The following is a 21,906-nucleotide window of genomic DNA, read 5'->3' as shown; positions in this document are numbered from 1 at the left end:
ATTTTAGTTCTCCTTTAGCACGTATTCTTCGATAGCCCAGGCAACGGCTTCCTCGTCGTTGGTCATTGGGGTAATCACATTGGCAACTTCCTTAACTGCTGGAACAGCATTTTGCATAGCAACTCCCAGACCTGCCCATTCAATCATGGAAAGGTCATTGGCCTCGTCCCCACAAGCCATCACTTGACTTTGATTGATTCCTAAGTGTTTAATTAATTTCGCTAAACCTGTTGCCTTGTGGACGTTTTTCGGTGACCATTCCAATAAAAGTTCACGCGATTTGAAGATTTCATATTGGTCAAACAATTCAGGAGAAATCTGTTGAATCGCTGCATCCAAAGGTTCTTGGGCAAAGGCAGTCACACATTTATTATACGTCATCCGACTAGATAGATCTTCAAAAGCGACAGGTACGAAAGTCAAGGCTGGGTTGAACTTCGCATAGAGACTTTCTTGGTCCGACTGGATTTGATAGACTGTTCCTTCTGAAATAGCATCTAACGGAAGTCCGAGTTTTTCAGTTTCCTCATACAATCGTGCCACATCGTCGATTGAAAAGACGGTTTTATCGAGAATCTCTCCTGTGTTTTTCTGCACCAGACCACCATTAAAGGTGATGGTGTACTCGTCCTCCTGACCATCAGTTCCTAACTCCTTGAGAAAAAAATCCATAGCTTTCAGAGGACGTCCCGTTGTCAGAACGACCTTGATACCACGGTCACGCGCAGCTTTGAGGACTTCCTTGGTACGATCTGTCAGCTTTTTATCCGTTGTCAGTAAAGTACCATCCAAATCAAGTGCAATCAATCTAATATCTGCCATTACAAACCCTCCATATAAGTCATCACTGATTGGTCCTTATGGTGGCCAATCACTGCTTCTGCTAATTCTAAAATCTCTGGTCGCGCATTTTCAGGAGCGATTGGGTGTCCCACAACCTGCATCATGTGAAGGTCATTGAGATTGTCGCCAAAAGCCATAACCTGATCCATGCTAAGCCCCAGTTTTTTGGCTAGCTCAACAATAGCCACACCCTTATCAACGTAGTCCAAGACAATATCAATGGATTCAAAACCAGTTGTCATGGCTTTCACACCAGGAACATTTTCGTTGACCCAGGCCTCCCCAGCTTCTATCGTTTCTTCAGTAAAGTTAGTAGTGAATTTAAAAATCTCATCCGTGATATCTTCCAAACTCGCTACTTTTTGAATGTTTTCATTGTAGTGACGACTAAACATGAGATAGGTCTCATCCACTGTATCCAAAACATAACAAGCTTTTTTCCCCGTCAGTAGCATTTTTCTTTCATCAAAATAAGGTGATTTCTTTAAAGCTTCAAAAGTGCTCAAGTAAAAATCCCGAGACATAGTAGCCTCGTACATATCCTCGCCATGAAACTCAACATAGCTACCATTTTCAGCTATAAAAATCACTTCATCTCGCACATCCGCAAACAACTTTTTCAGGGACAGAATACCACGACCTGAAGCCACTGCAAAATAAGTCCCCTTTTCCTTGTAGGAAACAAGTAAATTTTTAAGGCGTTCCATATCAAACCGACCCTCTCCATCTAGAAAGGTTCCATCCATATCGGTTGCTACAAGTTTAATCATAAAATCCTTCATTCTCCAATTGATAAATCTATCTTCTATTATACCATAGATAAGTTTAAAAAGGTCCAGTACAGTAGGATAGCACTACTTTTTCGGAGAAACTTCAAAGGGCCTAAAAATTAGAATCGTAGAACTTTTTTCAGATAGTTTAAAAAGTTTGTATTCCACTATTCTTTTCTCTATAATGGAGAGAAAGGAGATGACTATGACAGAAATAAAACATGAAATTGATGCTAACTTTGCAGGACGACTCAATATCCTACGCGCAGGTGTTCTGGGTGCCAATGATGGAATTATTTCCATCGCTGGAGTCGTTATTGGGGTTGCCAGTGCGACAAGCAATATCTGGATTATCTTTTTATCAGGATTGGCTGCTATCCTCGCTGGTGCTTTTTCTATGGCAGGTGGCGAATATGTCTCTGTATCCACTCAGAAAGATACGGAAGAAGCCGCTGTTGAGAGAGAGCAATTACTCTTGGATAAAGACATGGAATCTGCAAAACAATCCCTCTATGCTGCTTATCTTCAAAACGGTGAGTGTGAAACGTCCGCCCAACTCTTGACCAACAAGGCCTTTTTAAAAAATCCCCTCAAAGCCTTGGTTGAGGAAAAATACGGTATCGAGTACGAAGAATTTACCAATCCTTGGCATGCTGCCATCTCTAGCTTTATCGCCTTTGTACTGGGAAGTCTTCCTCCCATGCTTTCGATCACTGTCTTTCCAAGTGATTATCGCATTCCTGCTACTGTTTTTATCGTTGCCCTTTCCCTTCTCGTCACTGGCTATACCAGTGCTAAACTAGGCAAGGCACCTACGAAAACTGCTATGATCCGTAACCTCTGTATCGGACTTCTCACCATGGGAGTGACTTACCTGTTTGGACAACTCTTCAGCATTTAAGATAAAGAAATACCTCGATGAATATCGAGGTATCTTTTTTTTACATTTGCACAATCTTGCGATAGCTTCTTGAGGTAATCATAAAGATTAAGACATAGACGATGAGGAAGATAGCACAGATGGATAAAGTGACAGTCAACATCATGGTCGCATCTAGCACCCCAATGACTTTTAGGATGAGGCTAAGCATATGATAGGCAAAGGCAAGGTGTAGGAAGGCAAAGAGCAATGGGAGGAAGAATACAGTTAGCACCTGTTTGTTGATGGTTTGCTTGATTTGCTTTTGATCGAGACCGACTTTTTGCAAAATGATAAAGCGTTCGCGGTCTTCGTATCCTTCAGAGATTTGTTTGTAGTAGATGACAAGAACTGTTCCCACCATAAAGATGATAGAGAGGAAGATACCGATGAAGAAAACTCCACCAAAGAGAGCACTCATCTGCGCACTACTATCAGCCAGATTGCTTCCGTAAACATAGCTTCCTTCTTTGTTTAGTTCTCTATTAAAGTTGTTAACGAATTTTGAATAGTCATCTGCAATTTTAAGCTGCTCGTCCTCACTAGCCGTTACATTCATACCACCATAGTATTGATTAAAGATGGAAGAGTTAGGATGCTGTTCTAGAAAGGCTTGTAAGTCAGGAACAACCAAATAGTTATAGTCCGAAGTTAGGATATTGTACTGATTTGGGACATGTTCAAGAATAAAATCTTTTTTGATTTCTTCTTTAATTGTGTAAGTCTGGTCATTCAGAGTCAGTTCTTTCTGCCCTTGAAGTTGCTTGTTTTGAGCAAACAATCCAACTTCATGGCCTGAAAGTCCAAGTTTCTGTCCTGTCATATTCTCGTAGTCTTTTTGGTCAAAGACCATAAAAATAGTTTTCGGTTGAACACGATTTTGACCTTTCTCAAAGATTGTCAATTTCGTACCTTCTTGATTTGCCACACCAAAGTTACTGTATGTAAGGACTTCTTTCTTTGTGACAGTCAATCCTTTATTACTAGCATACTGGTTCAAGAGTTTTTCGATGTCTTCTTTTTCAACATTCTGTCCTGTAATCCCAAAATCATGTGGATTCATGACCTTCTTGAAGTTTTCTGATGCCTTAAAGATACTTGTTGCAGCAGACATAGTCACTAAGACCATGGTTGAGAGAATAGCAATCGTCGCCAGACCAACCGCATTTTTCTTCATACGGAAAATGAGATTGGATACGGAAATCATGTTGTTGGGTTGGTAATAATAACGCTTGTTTTTCTTTAAGATTTGTAAGAAGACTGTAATCCCTGCATTGAAGAGAAGATAAGTTCCCAAAATTACCAACAAGACTGCTACGAAGAAAATCAGAACAGCAGAAAGTGGATTTTCAACGGTAACTGCTAGGTAGTAGCCAGCTCCCATACTAATCAAACCTAGTATAGTTTGAAGACCTAAGAAACGTCCTTTTTTCTCACCACTGGCCTTCTCACGAGAGAGCTGAAGGGCATTCATGCGTGCGATACGAAAGGCATTGATAAAAATTAGACCTAGGAAGATAGCTCCAAAGACGATGAGAACTAGGATAAAGACAATTGGTTGGAAAGTCGAAACGAGCTCCACTTTCATCTTCATCAACTTCAGAAGAAGGGCAAAGATTAGCTTATCAAAGAGAGCTCCTAGGCCGAGACCAGCTGTCAAGGTTAAGGAACCAAAAATAAGAAGCTCCTTAAAAACCATACTGATTAAATGGCGCTTTTCAAGACCCAGCATACCATATACACCCAGCTCCTTGGAGCGGTTCTTCATGACAAAACTATTGGCATAAAGGACAATAATTCCAGAAGCGATGGTAACAACCACCATTCCGAGAGCAAGGGTCATAGAGATAGTTTCTCCCCCTCGGATCTTGCCAATGTTAGGATTAAGTGACAGTGAGTAAAAGAGATAGGTGATGGTCACTGCTAAGAGAACAGCAAGGGCAAAGGGATAGTAGAGTTTGCGGTTTTTAATCAAATTAGATACCGCTAACTTATTGGTTAATCGGAACATACTAATTCACCTCGCTTGCCATAACAGTCAAAGTATCAGAGATTTCTTGGAACATTTGACGCTCTGTCTTGTCTCCACGGTAGATTTGGTTGTAAAGAATGCCGTCCTTGATAAAGAGAACGCGCTTGGCCCTGCTGGCTGCTGCCGTTGAGTGAGTTACCATGAGAATGGTTTGACCGCGTTCATTGATTTCATCAAATACATCGAGTAAAGCTGCAGATGACTTGGAGTCAAGGGCTCCTGTTGGCTCATCCGCAAGGAGAATTTCAGGTTCGGTGATGATGGCGCGTGCTACTGCTACCCGCTGTTTTTGACCACCAGAAATCTCATAAGGGTACTTCTCTTGCAATTGGTTTATGCCCAAATTTTCAGCGGTTACTACCAATTTCTTCATCATCTCCGTGATAGGTTTTCGTGATAGAACTAACGGAAGTAAGATATTGTCCTTAACAGACAGGGTATCTAGCAAGTTAAAGTCTTGGAAGACAAATCCCAACTTCTCACGACGGAAACTCGAAGCCTGTGAATTTTTAATAGTGGCTGTGTCTGTTCCGTTTAAGTAAACCTGACCTCGAGTTGGTTTATCCAGCATAGCTAGGATGTTGAGCAGGGTTGATTTCCCAGAGCCAGACTCTCCCATGATAGCCACGTAGTCACCCTTTTCCACGGTAAAGTGAATATCCTTGAGGGCCTCTACTTGGTTGCCTTGGAAACGTGTTTTGTAGATTTTTTGAACGTGTTTTACATCTAAAAGTGTCATGATTTTCTCCTTCTTAATATCCCATCATTTGAAACTGTGCTTGCATCATAGCGCATCCCAGTTGAACACGCTCGATATCTTTTTGACTTGGTTTTCTTGTTTTCTTTTGTAAGATTCTTTTCATGGTTTTGCTCCTTTGTTCTTTATGAGTCTAGTTTATCGCAAAAAAAGACGGCTTGCCATAACCTAACCTTACAAAAGAGACTTTAATCTTACATTTTTGTAAGATAGAAGAATATCAAGTAATTTCGCTATCAATATTTTACCATAAATGAAATACAAGAAGAAAACCCTTGCGGATACAAGGGTTAAGGTTCACTTCTTTTTCTGACTTCTTTGAGAAATAAGGAAAGTGTCTGTAAACTATTTCCAAATCTGACTCACCAAAACCAGCCATCATTGTCATCAATGGCCTCGGCTTCCTTACGTTTGCGTGGTCCTGTTCCGTACATTTCGGCTTCGATTTCTTCCTTAGTTGGCAGGATAGAGGCAAGGATGATGTAGATTATCACACCAATTCCAAAATTTGCTACGGTAAAAATGGCGAAGAGAAAGCGGACTAGGGTTACATCAAAATTCCACTTGTCTGATAGACCAGCTAAAACTCCCGACACCATGCTGTTTCGTTTCATTTTATAAAATTTTGTATTCATGATTGTTTCCTCTTTCGGTATTCTTACAAGTAGTATAGCATGAAACGGGGTCACAAACATCAGTCCTTAGGCCGATTTAAAATGACGAGTTTGCCACGGCAGACGCCACAGCGATAGCGTTTTGTATCAACCTTCCTCTTGCGTTGATAGCGTTGCTGGCAGTATTGGCACTGATAGACCAGGAAATTACTTTGGTCTTTCAAATGGGGAACAAAGCGCAGTCCATCCACTTCTTTCAAAAGTTCTTTAAAATCTCGGTCCTTATGTCGATAACCCTTTTTCTGAAAATAAAGGTGATAGTGACAGAGTTCATGGCGCACGATTTTGCGAAAGACTTCCAAACCTAGTTCATTATAAACCTTGGGATTAAAGTCCAAATGCCCATCCTTGGGGAAAAATCGTCCACCTGTCGTTCGCAGACGAGAATTCCACTGGGCTTGGTGGGTAAAAGGTCTACCAAAGTCTTCGAGGGAAACAGACTGAACGTACTCAGTCAGTTTCATCTGGAGCTAAGAGCGACAGATTGACTTTTTCACGTTCGGTATCGATTTTCTTGACCCAAACCGTTACCAAATCTCCGACTGATACCACTTGGCTGGGATGTTTGATAAATTTACGACTCATATGGGAAATATGAATCAAGCCGTCCTCGTGAATCCCGATATCAACGAAGGCACCGAAGTCAACGACATTCCGCACCACACCTTCCAGTTTCTGGCCGACTTTTAAATCCTTGATATCCAAGACATCTTGACGAAGCACAGGTGCATCAAATGAATCACGGAAATCTCGACCTGGTTTGAGAAGGTCAGCAATGATATCTTTAAGGGTTTCTGGACCAAGTTCTAGTTCTTGCGCCATCTCCTTGACTGATAGGGACTTAAGCTTATTTTGTGCTTCTTCATTCAAGTCCTTGATATCCAAGCGTTTGAAGAGCTCCTTGACGGCAGCATAGTTTTCTGGGTGAACTCCTGTATTATCAAGGATATTGCTACTTTCAGGGATACGGAGGAAACCAGCAGCCTGCTCAAAGGCCTTGGCACCCAGACGAGGAACCTTCTTGATTTGAGCGCGTGAAGTGATTTTTCCCTCTTCTTCACGGTATTTGACAATATTTTCAGAAATAGTTTTATTGAGTCCAGCTACGTGGGAAAGAAGAGCTGGGCTGGCTGTATTGACATTGACACCGACTTGGTTAACTACGGTTTCAACGACAAAGTCCAGACTCTCAGATAGTTTCTTCTGACTGACATCGTGCTGGTATTGACCGACACCGATTGACTTGGGATCGATTTTGACCAATTCAGCAAGGGGGTCCTGCAAGCGACGGGCGATTGAGATAGCAGAGCGTTTTTCAACAGTTAATTCTGGAAATTCCTGACGAGCAAGGTCGCTAGCAGAGTAGACAGAAGCACCGCTCTCATTTACGATAACATAGCTGACTTCAAGAAAATCTTTCAGAACTTCCGCCACAAAGGCTTCACTTTCACGACTGGCCGTTCCGTTTCCGATGGCAATGATTTCCACACCGTATTGACCGATCAGGTCGGCCAAGTCTTTCTTGGCTTCTTCAATCTGACGAGCTGAGGCTGGTTTAACAGGATAGATGACTTGGGTCGTCAGCATTTTCCCCGTCGCATCAACGACGGCTAGCTTGGCACCTGTACGAAAGGCAGGATCAAATCCTAAAACCACGCGCCCTTTTAGCGGAGCAACCAAGAGGAGGTTACGCAGGTTGTCTGAAAAGAGTTGGATCGCCCCTTCTTCTGCCTTTTCGGTTAATTCTGTCCGAATACGGCGCTCGATAGCAGGCAAGACCTTTTTCTTAACTGACTGTTGAACAACTTCATCAATATAGGCGTTTCTCACCTTGAAACGAGCAGCAAAGAAAGCTAGGATACGATCCGTCGCATGTTCAAAGCCAACTTTCAAGATGCCTAATTTTTCACCACGGTTGAGCGCCAAGGTTCGATAGCCCTGCATGTTGCCAACTGTCTCTGAAAAATCATAATAAATCTGAAAAACTTGTTTTTCATCAAGATTTTCATCTTTGACTTGCGAAGTGATTTTAGAGTGTCTCAACACTTCCTGATAGGTCATAGCACGTAGATTGACATCTTCAGATAGGGCTTCTACCAAAATATCAACTGCCCCAGCCAAGGCTTCTTGACCAGTCGCAAATCCTTCACAGACATACTTCTCAGCCTCTTTCTCTAAGTCAGTTACGTTTTGTAAAATCAAGCGCGCAAGAGGAAAGAGTCCAGCTTCACGGGCAATAGTTGCCTTGGTCCGACGCTTTTCCTTGTATGGAAGATACAGTTCTTCTACATCTGCTAGTTTTTCGGCAGTTAAGATAGCTTCTTCCAATTCCTTGGTTAGCTTACCTTGTTCTTGAATCTTAGCCAAGACAGCTTCCTTGCGATCATTGAGATTAGTCAGGCTTTTATCCAAGTCGATAATGGCCTTAATCGCCACTTCATCCAGACTACCAGTCATATCCTTCCGATAACGCGCGATAAAGGGAATCGTCGCCCCTTCGGCAGTCAAACTTAGAACAGTATCGATTTGCTTTAAGGTTACTCCCAAATCTTGGGAGATTTTTTCATATTTTTTATCCATAAATCTATTATACCATAAGAAACTGCTCTTGTTTTGCCTTACCTGTTTTTGCATCTTTGATTATCAAAATAATCCCTTTTCCAAAAAATAATAGTATAATAGAGGTAGAATGTAGAAAAGAGGTAGGCCCATGGCTGTTAAATTTACAAAAACCGATGACTTGGACAAGATGTTTGAAGAATTTGCTAAACTTCCTGACTTAACACAAGTCAGTTTCCCAGATGACAAAGACAAAAAAGAAAAAGTTGAGAAGAAAAAATAGATGACGATTTTCCAATCTCTTCCTCCTAGTGTATTACAAGCGGGAGCTATTTTTCTCTCCATCATGATTGAAGCCCTTCCCTTTGTCTTGATTGGGAGTCTCATTTCGGGATTGATTGAGGTCTATATCACACCTGATAAAGTTTATGAGTTTCTCCCTCGCAATCGTTGGGGGAGGATCTTTTTTGGTACCTTCATTGGTTTTCTCTTTCCTTCTTGCGAATGTGGAATCATTCCCATCATCAATCGTTTTCTGGAAAAGAAAGTGCCCAGCTACACGGCCGTTCCTTTTCTGGTGACTGCTCCCATTATCAATCCTATCGTTCTTTTCGCTACTTATTCTGCCTTTGGCAATTCAATAAAACTTGCCTTTTTGCGAGCGCTGGGAGCTATTATGATTGCTTTGGTGCTTGGGATTTTCCTAGGATTTTTCTGGAAGGAACCCATTCAAAAAGAGAATTCTATTACTTGTCACGAACATGACTTTTCACACTTGAGTCCCTCTAGAAAAGTGTTTCAGGTCTTTATACAGGCTATTGATGAGTTTTTCGATATGGGGCGTTACTTGGTCTTTGGCTGTCTCTTTGCGGCTATCGTGCAGGTCTATGTCCCGACTCGGATCTTGACCTCTATCAGTGCTAGTCCAGTCCTTGCGATTCTCTTGCTCATGTTTCTAGCCTTTCTCCTCTCTCTTTGTAGCGAGGCGGACGCCTTTATCGGCGCTTCTCTCCTCTCGAGCTTCGGCCTAGCGCCAGTCCTTGCCTTTCTGGTCATTGGCCCCATGCTTGATATCAAAAATCTCCTCATGATGAAGCACTATCTAAAAGCGCGCTTCATCTGGCAATTCATGGGTATCGTGACAGTGCTTGTCTTGCTTTATTCTTACATGATGGGGGTGATGCTATGATCCGATTTATCATTCTACTAGGTTATTTTGCTCTGACCCTTTATCTGCAGCTATCTGGCAAGCTCAGTCACTACATCAACCTCCACTATTCCTATCTAGTCTATATCTCCATGATCCTTTCTCTTCTATTGGCTCTGGTTCAATTCTACATCTGGATTAAGAAAATCAACTCTCACAGCCATTTGGAAAGTCGTCGAGCTAGACGAATCAGTATCCTTTTACTGTCACTACCTCTGTTGATTGGGGTTGCCTTTCCGACAGTAAGTTTGGACTCGAGAACCGTATCTGCCAAAGGTTATCATTTCCCACTTGCTGAGGGAATCAACGCAGCTATTCAGGCAAGTGAAGGCACATCCAGTCAATACCTCAAACCCGATACCAGCACCTATTTTTCCAAATCTGCTTATGAAAAGGAAATGAGGACTACAGCTGATAAATACCTCTCCCAGCAAACCATTCACATCACTGATGAAAACTATATGGAGGTCATGGAAGTTCTCTATGACTACCCTCAAGAGTTTGAAGGAAAGAAAATCGAGTTTACAGGCTTCGTCTATAACGATCCTAGCCATGAAGATAGCCAGTTCCTCTTTCGCTTTGGAATCATCCACTGTATAGCCGATTCTGGTGTATATGGACTCTTGACAAAGGGGAACTCACGCCAGTATCCTGATAATACCTGGATTACCGCTAGAGGAACCCTGACCCTCCATTACCATAAAGAACTCAAACAAAAACTCCCAACACTGGAAGTTGAGAGTTTCACAAAAGTAGACAAACCAGAAAATCCTTATGTCTATCGTGTGTTTTAATAAAAAGTAGCCTGCAAAGGCTACTTTTTTTGTCCATTATATGAATTTCATTCTATCTACTCTTTCGAATTGATAGCAAACTCTTACTCTCCATCCTTCCAGTTCCGAGCAATTTCTTCGTCTTTCTGGAGTTGGTCTACGAGCTCGTCGATGGAGTCAAATTTGACCATATCACGGACACGGTCCAACCAGTAGACCATGACTGTCTCTCCGTAAATATCATCTGAAAAGTCAAAAATGTTGACTTCAAAACGTGGTTCTTCTCCATCAAAGGTGACATTTTTGCCAACGCTCGCCATTCCACGATATCTTTGACGTTGCACCTCGACATCGACTACATAAACACCGTCAGCTGGCATGTAAGTTCGGTCTCTTAGGACCAAATTTGCTGTTGGATAACCGATAGTCCGCCCACGAGCATTTCCATGAACGACCATCCCACGGGTTGGGAGCGGTGTGCCGAGCAGTTGATTGACTTCCCTGACATCTCCATCAAGAATAGCCTGACGAATCCGTGTGGAACTAATCTTGCCCTTTTCGTCTTCGACCGGAGGAACAATGATGATCTCTCCATCAAAATAATCCTTCAGGTCATCCGCAGTTTTCTTATCAGAGCCAAAGGTATAGTCAAATCCTGCTACAATAATCGCTGGTTTTAAAGCTCGAACATAGGTATCAAAGAATTCTTGACCCGTTAAACTAGCAAACTTGCTACTAAAGTCAAGTAGGAAAAGAGCCTCTACTCCGTGCCACTTCATCTTGTGCTCCCGCTCCTCATGATTGACGATGTGAAGCATGAGCTCAGGTTGGTAGGGTTGTAAGGCAAGTTTTGGCGACTCTGTAAAGGTCATCACGACAACTGGCAGATAGTCCTTCATCGAAGCCTTGCTGGCCACTTCAAAGAGTTTCTGATGACCCTTGTGGATGCCATCAAAATAACCTAGTACAAGGACTGTTTTTCCCGGTACTGCAATATCTTTTTCGTTCTTAATAGGTACTGTTGTAATCATGAAACTATTATATCATAGAGAAAGTCTTTTCGCTAAGAGGAAATCCCAAATGTCGTTTTTTGCGCCTGAACTGACCGTAAGAGAAAATTTAGCACTTTAGTTTAAAAAAATAGCACCTCCTAAGAGATGCTATCATTTGGTAACTAGTCTATTGTTTCTTCTAAATCTTTTAACTTAACCGAAACAATCTTAGAAACACCTGATTCTTGCATGGTAACTCCATAGATAGAGTCCGCTACCGCCATCGTCCCCTTACGGTGGGTTACGACGATAAACTGACTATCCTTGTCAAAGCGGTTGAGGTAATCCCCAAAACGTTTGACATTGGCTTCGTCCAGCGCTGCCTCTACCTCGTCCAAGATAACAAAAGGAATAGTTTTGACTCGAATGATGGAGAACAACAAGGCCAAGGCTGATAGGGCTTTTTCACCACCACTCATAAGATTGAGAGACTGGATTTTCTTACCTGGAGGTTGGACAGAAATCTCCACACCAGCAGTTAAAAGATCGCCCTCAGTCAATATCAAGTCTGCCTGACCACCGCCAAACATCTGTCTAAAGGTCACTTTAAAGGACTCACGAATCGCCTCAAAGGTTGATTTGAATCGTTCCTTAACCTCATCATTCATCTCTGTGATGGTCTCAAGGAGTAGGTTTTTCGCAGACAAAATATCATCTCGTTGGCTATTGAGGAAATCCAAACGATTGTGGACTTCTTCGTACTGGTCAATAGCGTCTAAGTTGACAGGACCCAGCGAGCGAATAGCCTTCTCTAAATCCTTAACCTCTTGCTCCGCCATAGTGAGATTTTCCAGTTCATGAGCCTTTTCTAGCGCCTCTGTGTAACTGATCTGGTACTGGTCTGTTAACTGACCTTGTAGATGGCGCAAGCGTTCGCTGACCTTTTCCTTTTTGGCTTCAGCACGCGTTTGTTTACGAATCCACTCCTCATTCTGCTGACGAGCCTGATCCAAATGGCTGGCAATATCATCCAGTTGACCCTCGATATCATCTAATTCAAACCGCTTGCGAATCAGACCTTGTTGAAGATTGGCTTTCTGAGTTTTGGCCTCTTCCTCCTGCTGACTTAGCAAATCCGTATCCACTTTCTCAAGATTATCAACCTTTTCTTGGAGAAGGCGCTGAATTTCCTCTTGTTCGAGATTGAGGTTATCCAATTCCTTATCTAAGCGTTCAATATCAGTCACTTCGTACCGCTTCTGTCCTTGCAGTTCGGACTTAAGCAAGCGCGCTTGAGAAATCTGTTCCTGCAAGTTTTGATAACGTTCTTGAATAGCGTTTTTGTTAGACTTAATCTCTTCAATCTCAGCTTCCAGATTTTGTTTTTCACCGGCAATGGTGGCAAGGCGCTCTTGGCATTTTTCCTTATCCGCTTGCCAATCTCCTTCAGATAGGCGATTTAATTCCTCTTCTTGAAGTTTCCAAAGCGTTTCCAGTTCTTCGACCTGCTGATTGGTTTGTTGATAAGCAAGATACAAACCTTGCTCCTGAATACGAGCTTGCTCACCTTGAGATTTGATAGCTTCTAACCTTTCTGCCAATACCGCCATCTCATCTTGCAAGGTCTTCAAACTCGCTTCTTCTGACCGCAGATTAGATTCTTCTTCAGCAATTTCTTTTTGTAATTGCTCTAGTTCTGGCTTGATGAAGATACTGTTATTTTGACGATTAGCACCACCCGCGTAGGAACCACCTGTACGCAACTCTGTCCCATCTAGTGTCACCATGCGAACCTGATAACGAACTTGGCGAGCTGCCGTACGCGCGTGTTCTACTGTGTCAAAGATAGCCGTCGTAGCTAACAAATTCTTAAAAATGGCTTCTAGTCTCTTGTCAAACGACACCAACTCATCTGCCATTCCCAGAAATCCTGGACTTGCTGCGATAGCATCTTGATTCTGACTAGATATTGTACGTGCCTTGATAGTCGTCAATGGAAGAAAAGTTGCACGACCAGCTCTGTTACGTTTTAGGAAATCAATCGCCTTTGTTGCCGCGTTTTCATCTTCTACAATGATATGCTGACTGCTAGCTCCAAGTGCAATCTCCAAAGCAGTTTGATAATGCACATCAAAGGTCAAATGTTCACTGACTGCACCAATGATCCCACCAAGACGGGCTTTTTCTTGAAGAACACTCTTAACACCCGCATAAAAATTACTATGATTTCTTAGGATGTTTTCCAAACTCTGGGCTCTAGCCTGCTTATTTTTGAGACTGTCCAGACGGTCAAAGAGTTGGCTCTGCTGGGCTTGGTAAGAAGCTTTCTGCTTCTCTTGTTCCTTGACACTAGCTTGATAGTCTGCCAATAATTTCTGAACCTGCTCCTTGGCAGTTTCAAGCTCAGCCTGTTGTTGACTAGCCTTCTCTTTAGCTGTAGCCAGTTGTTCTTTCAATTTCTCAAGTTGATCTGCTTGTTTTTGAGAGAGTTGACGACTGTTTTCCAACTCATTCTCGATGCGGGTCAACTGGTTTGAGACATCCGCTTCTTCTTGTAAAAGCGCCACAAAACGTTCACGCAGGAGCTCAATCATCTGGTCAGGATCATCTGAAAAAGCCAACAACTCTGCTTCTAGGCGATTGAGTTCCTTGTTGTTTTCAGCTAGACTTTTCTCTAACTGTTCCAAGCTCGCTTCTTTTTCAGCCTTTTCCTTACTTAGAGCCTTTCTCTTATCTTCCAGACTCGCCAAACGGGCTTGCGCTTCTTGTTGATTAAGGGCCACTTGCTCAGATTCCAGTTTGGATAGGGCTAGTTTTCGCTCTAAGTCACTGATCAAACTAGTCAAATCCATCAAGCTCCCTTGATCCTTGGCCATTTGAGCCTGGAGATCTTGGCGTTTCTTTTTAAGAGTTTGATTTTCCTCTTCTAACTCTTCACGCTTTTGGTAATAGCTAGTCAAAAGTTCCTGAACTTGCGTAAGCTCTTCTTCTGTTAGCTCTAGTTCAGTCTTGTTTTCCTTGATTTGGGCAACCAGTACATCCAAGTAAATGGCCTTGCGTTTACTATCCAAGTCGAGAAACTTGCGCGCATTCACAGCTTGTTTTGCAAGGGGCTTGATTTGATTGTCCAACTCGTAGATAATGTCTTCTAAGCGGTCGAGATTGTCTTGAGTTTGTTGCAGTTTGCTTTCTGTTTCTTTTCGACGAGTCTTGTATTTTAAAACTCCAGCAGCTTCTTCAAAAATAGCTCGGCGTTCCTCTGGCTTGGAATTAAAAATCTCCTCAACCTTCCCTTGGGAAATGATGGAAAAGGAATCCCGCCCCAAACCTGTATCCAAGAAGAGGTCATGAATATCACGCAAGCGAACTTTTTTGCCATCAATTCGATACTCGCTATCTCCACTACGGTAAATATGACGCTCTACCTTAATGACTTGCCCCGCATCCTTGATAAAGCCATCTTCATTGTCCAAAGTCACGACAACAGAGGCATAATTGAGTGGTTTGCGGCTTTCAGTTCCAGCAAAGATAACGTCGGGCATCTTGCCTCCACGAAGGCTCTTGACACTAGACTCCCCCAAGGCCCATCGCAGACTTTCTGTAATATTTGACTTCCCAGAACCATTGGGCCCAACGACAGCTGTCACACCTTGATCAAAGACGACCTTGGTCTTGTCAGCAAAGGACTTGAATCCCTGAATCTCAATCTCCTTTAAATACATGAATCCAGCCCTTTCTCAACTGCATTTTTTGCGGCCTCTTGCTCTGCTAATTTTTTAGAACGGCCTTGGCCTTTTCCGATACTCTTGCCTTCAACCAGAACTTCTACATTAAAAACCTTATCATGAGCAGGCCCTGTCTCAGAGATAACCTGGTAGCGAATATCTACATCTCCATTGACCTGGAGCAACTCTTGCAGATGTGTCTTGTAATCCTTAATCATTTCAAAGTCACCTGCTTCAACCTTGGGAATCATGACCTGATAGATAAACTCTTTTACCCTAGCAACATCCTTGTCTAAAAGCAATGCTCCCAGAAAGGCTTCAAAAGCATCCCCAAGAATGGTGTCGCGATTGCGCCCACCAGACTTTTCTTCCCCTTTTCCTAGCTTGATAAACTGATCAAACTGACAATCACGCGCAAAACCAGCCAAACTCTCCTCACGGACAATCATAGCACGAAGTTTAGACAAATCTCCCTCTGGTTTCTTAGGATATTTTTTATACAGATATTCTGAAATCAATAATTGCAGAACAGCGTCTCCTAAAAATTCCAAGCGCTCATTGTGTGAAATTTTTAAGAGGCGGTGCTCATTGGCATAACTCGTATGAGTAAAGGCCGTTTCTAGTAAGTTTTTGTCTGCAAATTCGATTGCAAAACGCTTCTTTAGTACAGTTTGTAATTCTTTCATACCAACCTCTTTCTAACTGATAACAGTCTCTTTTATTATATCAAAAAAAGCCCCCTGAGTCACTTTAAAACGGGACTAGAGGAGATTTGAGCATTTTTAGAACAAACTTTTCATTTTTAGGGGCAAACTCGGGGCGAGATAAAGAAAAAAGCCTTATTTAAGGCTTTCTTAGGCTATTTACATCCACCCTGAGGGAATCGAACCCCCATCTCAAGAACCGGAATCTTACGTGATATCCATTACACTAAGGGTGGAAACTTGTCTTATTATAACAGAAATTTGCTCTAATAACAAGTTTTTTATGGGTGGACTAAGCGTCCATTAGTGGGATGCATCACCGTTCCAGATAGAGTTTTTCACGATCACATAATCAACGTGCTTGAGGTCAGCAACCTTGCGTCCACCTGCGTAGGAAATAGCACTTTGCAAGTCCTGCTCCATCTCAGTAAGGGTGTCTTGCAAATGCCCTTTGGTAGGAAGTAAGATGCGTTTACCTTCCACATTTTTATAAGCACCCTTTTGATATTGTGAAGCTGAACCATAGTATTCTTTGAATTGTTCGCCATCGACTTCAATCGTCTTTCCTGGGCTTTCGATATGTCCTGCAAATAGGGAACCAATCATGACCATGCTGGCACCGAAACGGATAGACTTGGCAATATCACCATGAGTACGAATGCCACCATCAGCGATAATCGGTTTACGCGCAGCCTTGGCACACCAACGTAGGGCAGCCAACTGCCAGCCACCTGTACCAAAACCTGTCTTGACCTTGGTTATACAAACCTTACCAGGACCGATTCCAACCTTTGTTGCATCCGCACCAGCATTTTCCAATTCACGAACAGCTTCTGGTGTTCCCACGTTACCAGCAATGACAAAAGTATCTGGTAATTCTTTCTTGATGTGTTGGATCATAGAAATCACGCTATCCGCATGACCATGAGCAATGTCAATCGTGATATACTCAGGAGCATCAGCCTTGAGTTGACTAACAAAATCATACTCATAATCCTTGACACCGACAGAAATGGAAGCAATGAGGCCTTGGTCGTGCATGCGCTTGATAAAAGGAATGCGCCCCGCTTCATCAAAACGGTGCATAATGTAGAAGTAACCGCCTTTAGCCAGTTGCTCTGCTACGTTCTCATCCAAAATCGTCTGCATATTTGCAGGTACAACAGGTAGTTTGAAAGTGTGATTTCCTAGTGTGACACTCGTGTCTGCTTCTGCACGGCTTTTAATGACACATTTATTTGGGATCAACTGAATATCTTCATAATCAAAAATTGGAAATTCATTTAACATATCGATGTCTCGTTTCTTTTGTAATGACCTACCTATGCTTGCGCATCCCTACGTCTTTTCTGACGTTTCCTTGATTTATTATAAACTAAAGTACAGTTTTTGTCAAATATTTTTAATAATCAAACTATATTGTTCGGAAATTGCTTATATAAATATCAAAAAAGTGAAGAGATTATTTTCTCCCCACTTCTTCATCAATAATCGCTTTAAAAATTTCTGCGGAGTTTTCCATCATTTTACAAAATGCACTATAGGATGAGGCATTCTGAGGGATTTGGATAGACCACTTCTTCAATTGAGATCCATAGCCAGCTAGTTTCCCTATTTCACTATTTACTGACTGCTCCATACTAGGAAAAATCAGTCCAGCTTTCTCAGATTTTAAGATATAAGAATAGGAAATCAATTGGAACAAGTCCTCACGGTTAATCCCTTTTTCAGTAAACTCCAGTTTTTTATATTTTGCATCTAGAACAATCTTTCGTTCTCTGTCATAAAAATCTGGATATACTTTTCGTTTCCCAACAGAAAATACTGAAATTCCATCCGTCCTATCCTTACTTCTGGGATGTACAAAATATTTTGGCAACAAGGTGTAGACATACTCTTCCCAAAGCCAGGAAACATCAAAAAGAATACCATGTACCCTTTGAGATTGAGGGCCAAGACCATGCTTTTCTCTACTCAGAATCATCAAGCAGAGTTCCTGTAACTTTCTGTACTCTCTGAAGTAGGCGTGTCGGATGGGTTTGATTTTATTCATTCTGATAATCTTAGCACGATCAGCTAGTTTATAAGCTGGAGTTGCACGAGTAATTTCAGTTATATTTTCACGATTACTATCAAGTAGTGCTCCAAAACTTTTTTGAATCTTTATGTACTCAATCGTATGCCGAATCAACTGCATGAGTGGATTATCATAGGTAAACTCTCTTGTTGTATAGGCAATATTTCCCGTAAAAGGAAGATTTTTCTTAAGATGATTTCCTACATCAACGGCTCCCTTTACATGACTGTCGTTATGAGAAAATCTCTGGTATTCCTTATAAAGACCTTTTCTGAGAGCAGCTTGTAAATACTTGGGAAAGAGGTAAATCAAAAGCTGATAGAGTTTATCCTCTAGAGATAGACCGATGTCTAAACTAGTCAGATTGATATTGAGAACCTTTTGTAAGAGATAATGCAAAAAATGGTCGTTACTTTCATCAGAAAAACGAGAGGCAATCGTTAATCTTTCCTGACCATATCCAAGAAAACCAATCACGTTTCCTGTCTTGATTTCCTGATTAACTGTTTCCAAAATCTTTTGGTCCTTATCTAAATCAAGAGAATTTATCAAATCATTCGGGAAAATAAAGATACGGTCCTCTCGAGAAAGGTTATCCAGTGTTCTATCAAGAAGCGCTTGACTTAGTTTGGGATATTCTGCTACAAAGTCTTCTTTAGCAATTTTATGCTGATTATCAGTTATCCGCATCATCATCACCAGTCTCTTGCCGAACTGTTTGCTCGTTATTTGTCAGATCAAATGCTTTTTTCAATGTTTGCAGAGTTTCATCTTCTTCATAAGAACCACGCAAGTAGTCTTCTAGGAGCGGTTTAATATAATCAGACCAGAGTAACTCATAGTCAAAATCCACATCCTTCAACTTAAGGAAATAACTTGGTCCGATATGATAATGACTATTTAGCTCTTGAACGTTTTCGATAGCAGCATTCAAGTTTCTTAGACGTTTTTTCGCTTCCTCCTCATGTCCATCTAGTTCGTTATCTAGAATGTATAACTGACTTTCAGCAGTAACTTCAACAAAACGGAAACGACGACGCATAGCAAAATCAAAGGTATCTACTGAACGGTCAATATCATTCATTGTTCCGATGATGTAGACATTTTCAGGGATATAAAATTTATCATCAGTCTCATGTAAATTAGCATACTGGGTAGAAACACTTCCCTTTTCACCACGATAGCCAGGGTCGATAGAGAAAAAGAGTTCACCAAAAATCTTAGAAATCTCCCCACGGTTGATTTCATCGATGATGAAGACGAATTTCTTGTCTGTGTCAATCGTTGGAGATACATAATCACATAATCCATAACTTTCTTTCATGTGATCCAAAACAATGTTTTGATAAGTTTCGTACTTTAAATTAGTATCTTCACCCTTGTACAAAAGATACACTTTTTCTTTGGTAGCAACAGGAGAATCAAACTTCACATTCCCTTGACTATTTAAACTAGCTGGAACAGAACTACGAGGGAAGAAGTATTGTCCTTGTTTTTCATTGATAGCATCCGTTAGCTTACCCCACGCTTCCTCAAAATTATCTTGTCCTCCAGTTTTCTGAGCTTCTTTCGCTCTCTGACAGAACTTCTTAAAAATACCATCCTGTAATTTAAACTCAATAGCTCCATCCCCATTTGATACCGGTCTTAAACCCTCCACAAAATCCGTATAATCATAGGATGGGTGAAATTGTACAAATCCGATTTGGTCTTCGTTACCATCCGTTAATTCTTTAGCAATTTCTTTAGCAAGATAAGTTTTTCCTGTGCCAGGTGCACCACGGAGGATGAGGTTTTTGGATTTTTTTAATTTATCTAAATAATCGTTAATATTTTTATCCATAACAACTTTCTCTATATTTTTTCTGTATGTACCATTTATAATAGATTTATATAAATTGATACGTTCTGAATTTCTATCCCAGTTGATGGTTTGTCTTGTACCTTTTTTACCTTGGTATTCCCATCCACCATCTACTTTCAACCAATTAACACCAATACAATGTTTAAACTCTGTTTTTGTTTCATCAAAGTAATATGTTTTCACACATTGTCCAATACCTAAAATTTTGTTAAATCCTGAGGTAGCTATTATATAATCATTTATTTTTATGTCATGTGCAAACTTCCAAATAAATAAATTGCTCCGCTTTCCTTGCTTCAATTCTTCAGGATTATTGTAATCTAAAATATTAGATAAACTAGAATCGAAATCTATACAAGCTATATTCTCTTCTTTGAATAAAGACCAAACTTTTCCACCTCCTCCTGCAACTATCATCCAATAATTTAATTTTTCTTCCATTTTGTAGCTCCATTTTCATATTATAGGCTAGTTAGTATTTAATATTTCAAAACCCTATTTCATATATAGAATATCATATCTATTTAAAAAAGAAAAGAACTTCTAAAAAAAGCCCAGCGTTAGGAGCTTCAATGACTCTTAACACTAGACTTCTTTTTTTATCTTAGTAATACTCTCCCTGACGGTAGTCCCAAGAGTTAAAGGTATCTGACAGGTGCATCATGATTTTATCAATGTCAAGCCCTTTGCGGATAACGACTGGTGCTGGTGAGGTTGAACGGGCTCCTCCTTGTTCTGGGATGAGTTTTCCGTCCTTATCGACCATAGAGACCATCACACCTTGCTCGTAGCGCGTTTCAATCGTTTTGTCTGGTTGGATAGATGCCACGTAGTCGTCTGCTTCGATGACAAGATCCACTGCTCCTTCGATTCGTTGACCGATACCTTCCACCTTACCACGGTTTCCTTTTCCAGATGGGTTGGCTGATGACGCATAGACCATTTTACCTTCATCCCAAAGTTTAGCAGCCAACTGTTCACCAGCTTTACCAAATTTGATGACAAAACAGCTAGTACCACGAACGTCAGTCATGAGTTCTTCACGGCCATCACCGTATGCTTTGAGTTTTTCAAAAGCTTCTGGTTTCCAAGGAAGGATACAACCAAGGAGAATATCTTCATCCCAATGTTTTTGGTAGAAGGCTTCAATTTCTGGGTTGAGTTTTGCTAAAGCGCGTAGCTCGTCCATGCTACCACAAAGTACAACACCTGGTTTGTTACGATTACGTTCTTTAGCCTCAAACTTACGCTCAAGACCTGCCTTATCGCTCGTCATGATAATGTAACCAACTTTTGTAGGACAAACAATACATCCGCCCTCACCTTTTAAAATGTCATAGCCTTCTTGAGAAAGTGTTCCGTTCCATTGAATGTGTTTTGTCATAGTTCTATAGTTCCTTTTCTATTTTTTCTAATCCTGCCAATAGGATGGGCGTTGTTTTTCATAAGCAGCAATCAAATCTTCATACTGCAAGGTAATACCGATATCATCCAAACCATTTAAAAGTTTGTGTTTCCACTCGCTATCGATTTCGAAAGTGAATTCTCCAACTGGTGAGATGATTTTTTGTTGTTCCAAGTCTACAGTTACCTGATCGGTCGGTTTGAGTTGGGCTAGCTTTTCTCTAACCTCCCTAGGCTGAACAATAGGCAACATGCCATTATTGAGTTCATTATTGTAATGAATGTCCCCAAAAGATCCTGCAATCACAACCTTAAAACCATAGTCGGCTAGAGCCCAAGCTGCGTGTTCTCTCGAAGAACCTGCCCCAAAGTTATCCCCTGAGATGAGAATACTAGCTTTACGATATTCAGGTCGGTTAAAAACAAAGTCTGGGTCCTCAGTATACTTGTCGTCTAGATAACGCCAAGCATACATGAGGTACTTACCAAAGCCTTTTTTATCAATCAACTTGAGAAACTGCTTGGGGAGTATTTGGTCGGTGTCGATGTTATCGTTCATGAGAGGAACGGTCGTTCCCGTATAAACTGTAAATTTCTCCATATCCT

19 protein-coding genes and 1 tRNA gene are annotated in these 21,906 nt (G+C 41.3%); 4 read left to right on the top strand and 16 right to left on the bottom strand.

Annotated features, from left to right (window positions below; translation table 11 throughout):
* Positions 1–3: 3 nt before the first annotated feature.
* The gene (locus tag DG474_RS04520) at positions 4–822 is read right to left on the bottom strand and encodes a Cof-type HAD-IIB family hydrolase (RefSeq protein WP_255778914.1); all 819 of its coding nucleotides are present in this window, start codon (positions 820–822) and stop codon (positions 4–6) included.
* On the bottom strand, positions 822–1,613 hold the full coding sequence (locus DG474_RS04515; RefSeq protein WP_255778913.1) for a Cof-type HAD-IIB family hydrolase: 792 nt from the start codon (positions 1,611–1,613) through the stop codon (positions 822–824). The genes DG474_RS04520 and DG474_RS04515 overlap by 1 nt, the downstream gene beginning before the upstream one ends.
* 205 nt (positions 1,614–1,818) lie before the next feature.
* Here DG474_RS04515 and DG474_RS04510 point away from each other — a divergent pair, with 205 nt between their 5' ends.
* On the top strand, positions 1,819–2,514 hold the full coding sequence (locus tag DG474_RS04510; protein WP_255778912.1) for a VIT1/CCC1 transporter family protein: 696 nt from the start codon (positions 1,819–1,821) through the stop codon (positions 2,512–2,514).
* Positions 2,515–2,554: 40 nt separating this feature from the next.
* Here DG474_RS04510 and DG474_RS04505 read toward each other — a convergent pair whose 3' ends face one another.
* From DG474_RS04505 to DG474_RS04485, 5 genes are all read right to left on the bottom strand, one after another.
* The gene (locus DG474_RS04505) at positions 2,555–4,543 is read right to left on the bottom strand and encodes an FtsX-like permease family protein (RefSeq protein ID WP_255778911.1); all 1,989 of its coding nucleotides are present in this window, start codon (positions 4,541–4,543) and stop codon (positions 2,555–2,557) included.
* 1 nt (position 4,544) lies between these two features.
* On the bottom strand, positions 4,545–5,303 hold the full coding sequence (locus DG474_RS04500; protein WP_000173369.1) for an ABC transporter ATP-binding protein: 759 nt from the start codon (positions 5,301–5,303) through the stop codon (positions 4,545–4,547).
* 380 nt (positions 5,304–5,683) lie between these two features.
* Entirely contained in the window at positions 5,684–5,956 is a 273-nt protein-coding gene (locus DG474_RS04495; protein WP_255778910.1) for a PspC domain-containing protein, read from the bottom strand.
* 59 nt (positions 5,957–6,015) lie between these two features.
* Positions 6,016–6,459 carry a SprT family protein gene (locus DG474_RS04490; RefSeq protein WP_000778611.1) on the bottom strand — a complete coding sequence of 148 codons (444 nt, stop codon included), beginning with the start codon at positions 6,457–6,459 and terminating at the stop codon, positions 6,016–6,018.
* Positions 6,446–8,575, bottom strand: a complete 2,130-nt coding sequence (locus DG474_RS04485) for a Tex family protein (RefSeq protein WP_255778909.1) — start codon at positions 8,573–8,575, stop codon at positions 6,446–6,448. Before DG474_RS04485 ends, DG474_RS04490 begins: the two co-directional genes overlap by 14 nt.
* 130 nt (positions 8,576–8,705) lie before the next feature.
* On the opposite strand from DG474_RS04485, the gene DG474_RS04480 reads away from it, so the two are divergent.
* The 3 genes from DG474_RS04480 to DG474_RS04470 are packed head-to-tail and all read left to right on the top strand — an operon-like array spanning position 8,706 to position 10,555.
* Positions 8,706–8,837, top strand: a complete 132-nt coding sequence (locus DG474_RS04480; protein ID WP_049505878.1) for an SPJ_0845 family protein — start codon at positions 8,706–8,708, stop codon at positions 8,835–8,837.
* Positions 8,838–9,743 (top strand): permease, encoded by a 906-nt coding sequence (locus DG474_RS04475; protein ID WP_255778908.1) that lies wholly within the window; start codon positions 8,838–8,840, stop codon positions 9,741–9,743. It abuts the gene before it with no gap.
* Positions 9,740–10,555: a TIGR03943 family putative permease subunit gene (locus DG474_RS04470; protein ID WP_255778907.1), complete on the top strand. Its 816-nt coding sequence runs from the start codon at positions 9,740–9,742 to the stop codon at positions 10,553–10,555. The genes DG474_RS04475 and DG474_RS04470 overlap by 4 nt, the downstream gene beginning before the upstream one ends.
* A gap of 83 nt (positions 10,556–10,638) precedes the next feature.
* Here DG474_RS04470 and DG474_RS04465 read toward each other — a convergent pair whose 3' ends face one another.
* The 9 genes from DG474_RS04465 to leuD all read right to left on the bottom strand — a co-directional run bounded on the left by DG474_RS04465 (position 10,639) and on the right by leuD (position 21,901).
* Positions 10,639–11,565: a bifunctional riboflavin kinase/FAD synthetase gene (locus tag DG474_RS04465; RefSeq protein ID WP_255778906.1), complete on the bottom strand. Its 927-nt coding sequence runs from the start codon at positions 11,563–11,565 to the stop codon at positions 10,639–10,641.
* Positions 11,566–11,708: 143 nt separating this feature from the next.
* Positions 11,709–15,248 (bottom strand): chromosome segregation protein SMC, encoded by a 3,540-nt coding sequence (gene smc, locus DG474_RS04460; protein ID WP_255778905.1) that lies wholly within the window; start codon positions 15,246–15,248, stop codon positions 11,709–11,711.
* Positions 15,239–15,937 (bottom strand): ribonuclease III, encoded by a 699-nt coding sequence (gene rnc, locus DG474_RS04455; protein ID WP_000661471.1) that lies wholly within the window; start codon positions 15,935–15,937, stop codon positions 15,239–15,241. The genes smc and rnc overlap by 10 nt, the downstream gene beginning before the upstream one ends.
* A gap of 182 nt (positions 15,938–16,119) precedes the next feature.
* Positions 16,120–16,191, bottom strand: a tRNA-Arg gene (locus tag DG474_RS04450).
* 67 nt (positions 16,192–16,258) lie between these two features.
* Positions 16,259–17,245 carry a GMP reductase gene (locus tag DG474_RS04445; protein WP_247917409.1) on the bottom strand — a complete coding sequence of 329 codons (987 nt, stop codon included), beginning with the start codon at positions 17,243–17,245 and terminating at the stop codon, positions 16,259–16,261.
* Positions 17,246–17,417: 172 nt separating this feature from the next.
* Positions 17,418–18,722, bottom strand: coding sequence for an McrC family protein (locus DG474_RS04440; RefSeq protein ID WP_255778961.1), 1,305 nt, complete (start codon positions 18,720–18,722; stop codon positions 17,418–17,420).
* On the bottom strand, positions 18,709–20,337 hold the full coding sequence (locus DG474_RS04435) for an AAA family ATPase (RefSeq protein ID WP_215804719.1): 1,629 nt from the start codon (positions 20,335–20,337) through the stop codon (positions 18,709–18,711). Before DG474_RS04435 ends, DG474_RS04440 begins: the two co-directional genes overlap by 14 nt.
* Positions 20,338–20,500: 163 nt before the next feature.
* Positions 20,501–21,280, bottom strand: coding sequence for an L-threonylcarbamoyladenylate synthase (locus tag DG474_RS04430; RefSeq protein ID WP_084943394.1), 780 nt, complete (start codon positions 21,278–21,280; stop codon positions 20,501–20,503).
* Between the two features lie 27 nt (positions 21,281–21,307).
* Positions 21,308–21,901 carry a 3-isopropylmalate dehydratase small subunit gene (gene leuD, locus DG474_RS04425; RefSeq protein WP_049478171.1) on the bottom strand — a complete coding sequence of 198 codons (594 nt, stop codon included), beginning with the start codon at positions 21,899–21,901 and terminating at the stop codon, positions 21,308–21,310.
* Positions 21,902–21,906 lie beyond the last annotated feature (5 nt).

Origin of the sequence: Streptococcus oralis (genome assembly GCF_024399415.1) — a bacterium.
In the GTDB taxonomy this organism is placed as follows: Bacteria; Bacillota; Bacilli; order Lactobacillales; family Streptococcaceae; genus Streptococcus; species Streptococcus oralis_CS.
This window is presented reverse-complemented; position numbering and strand designations above follow the sequence as displayed.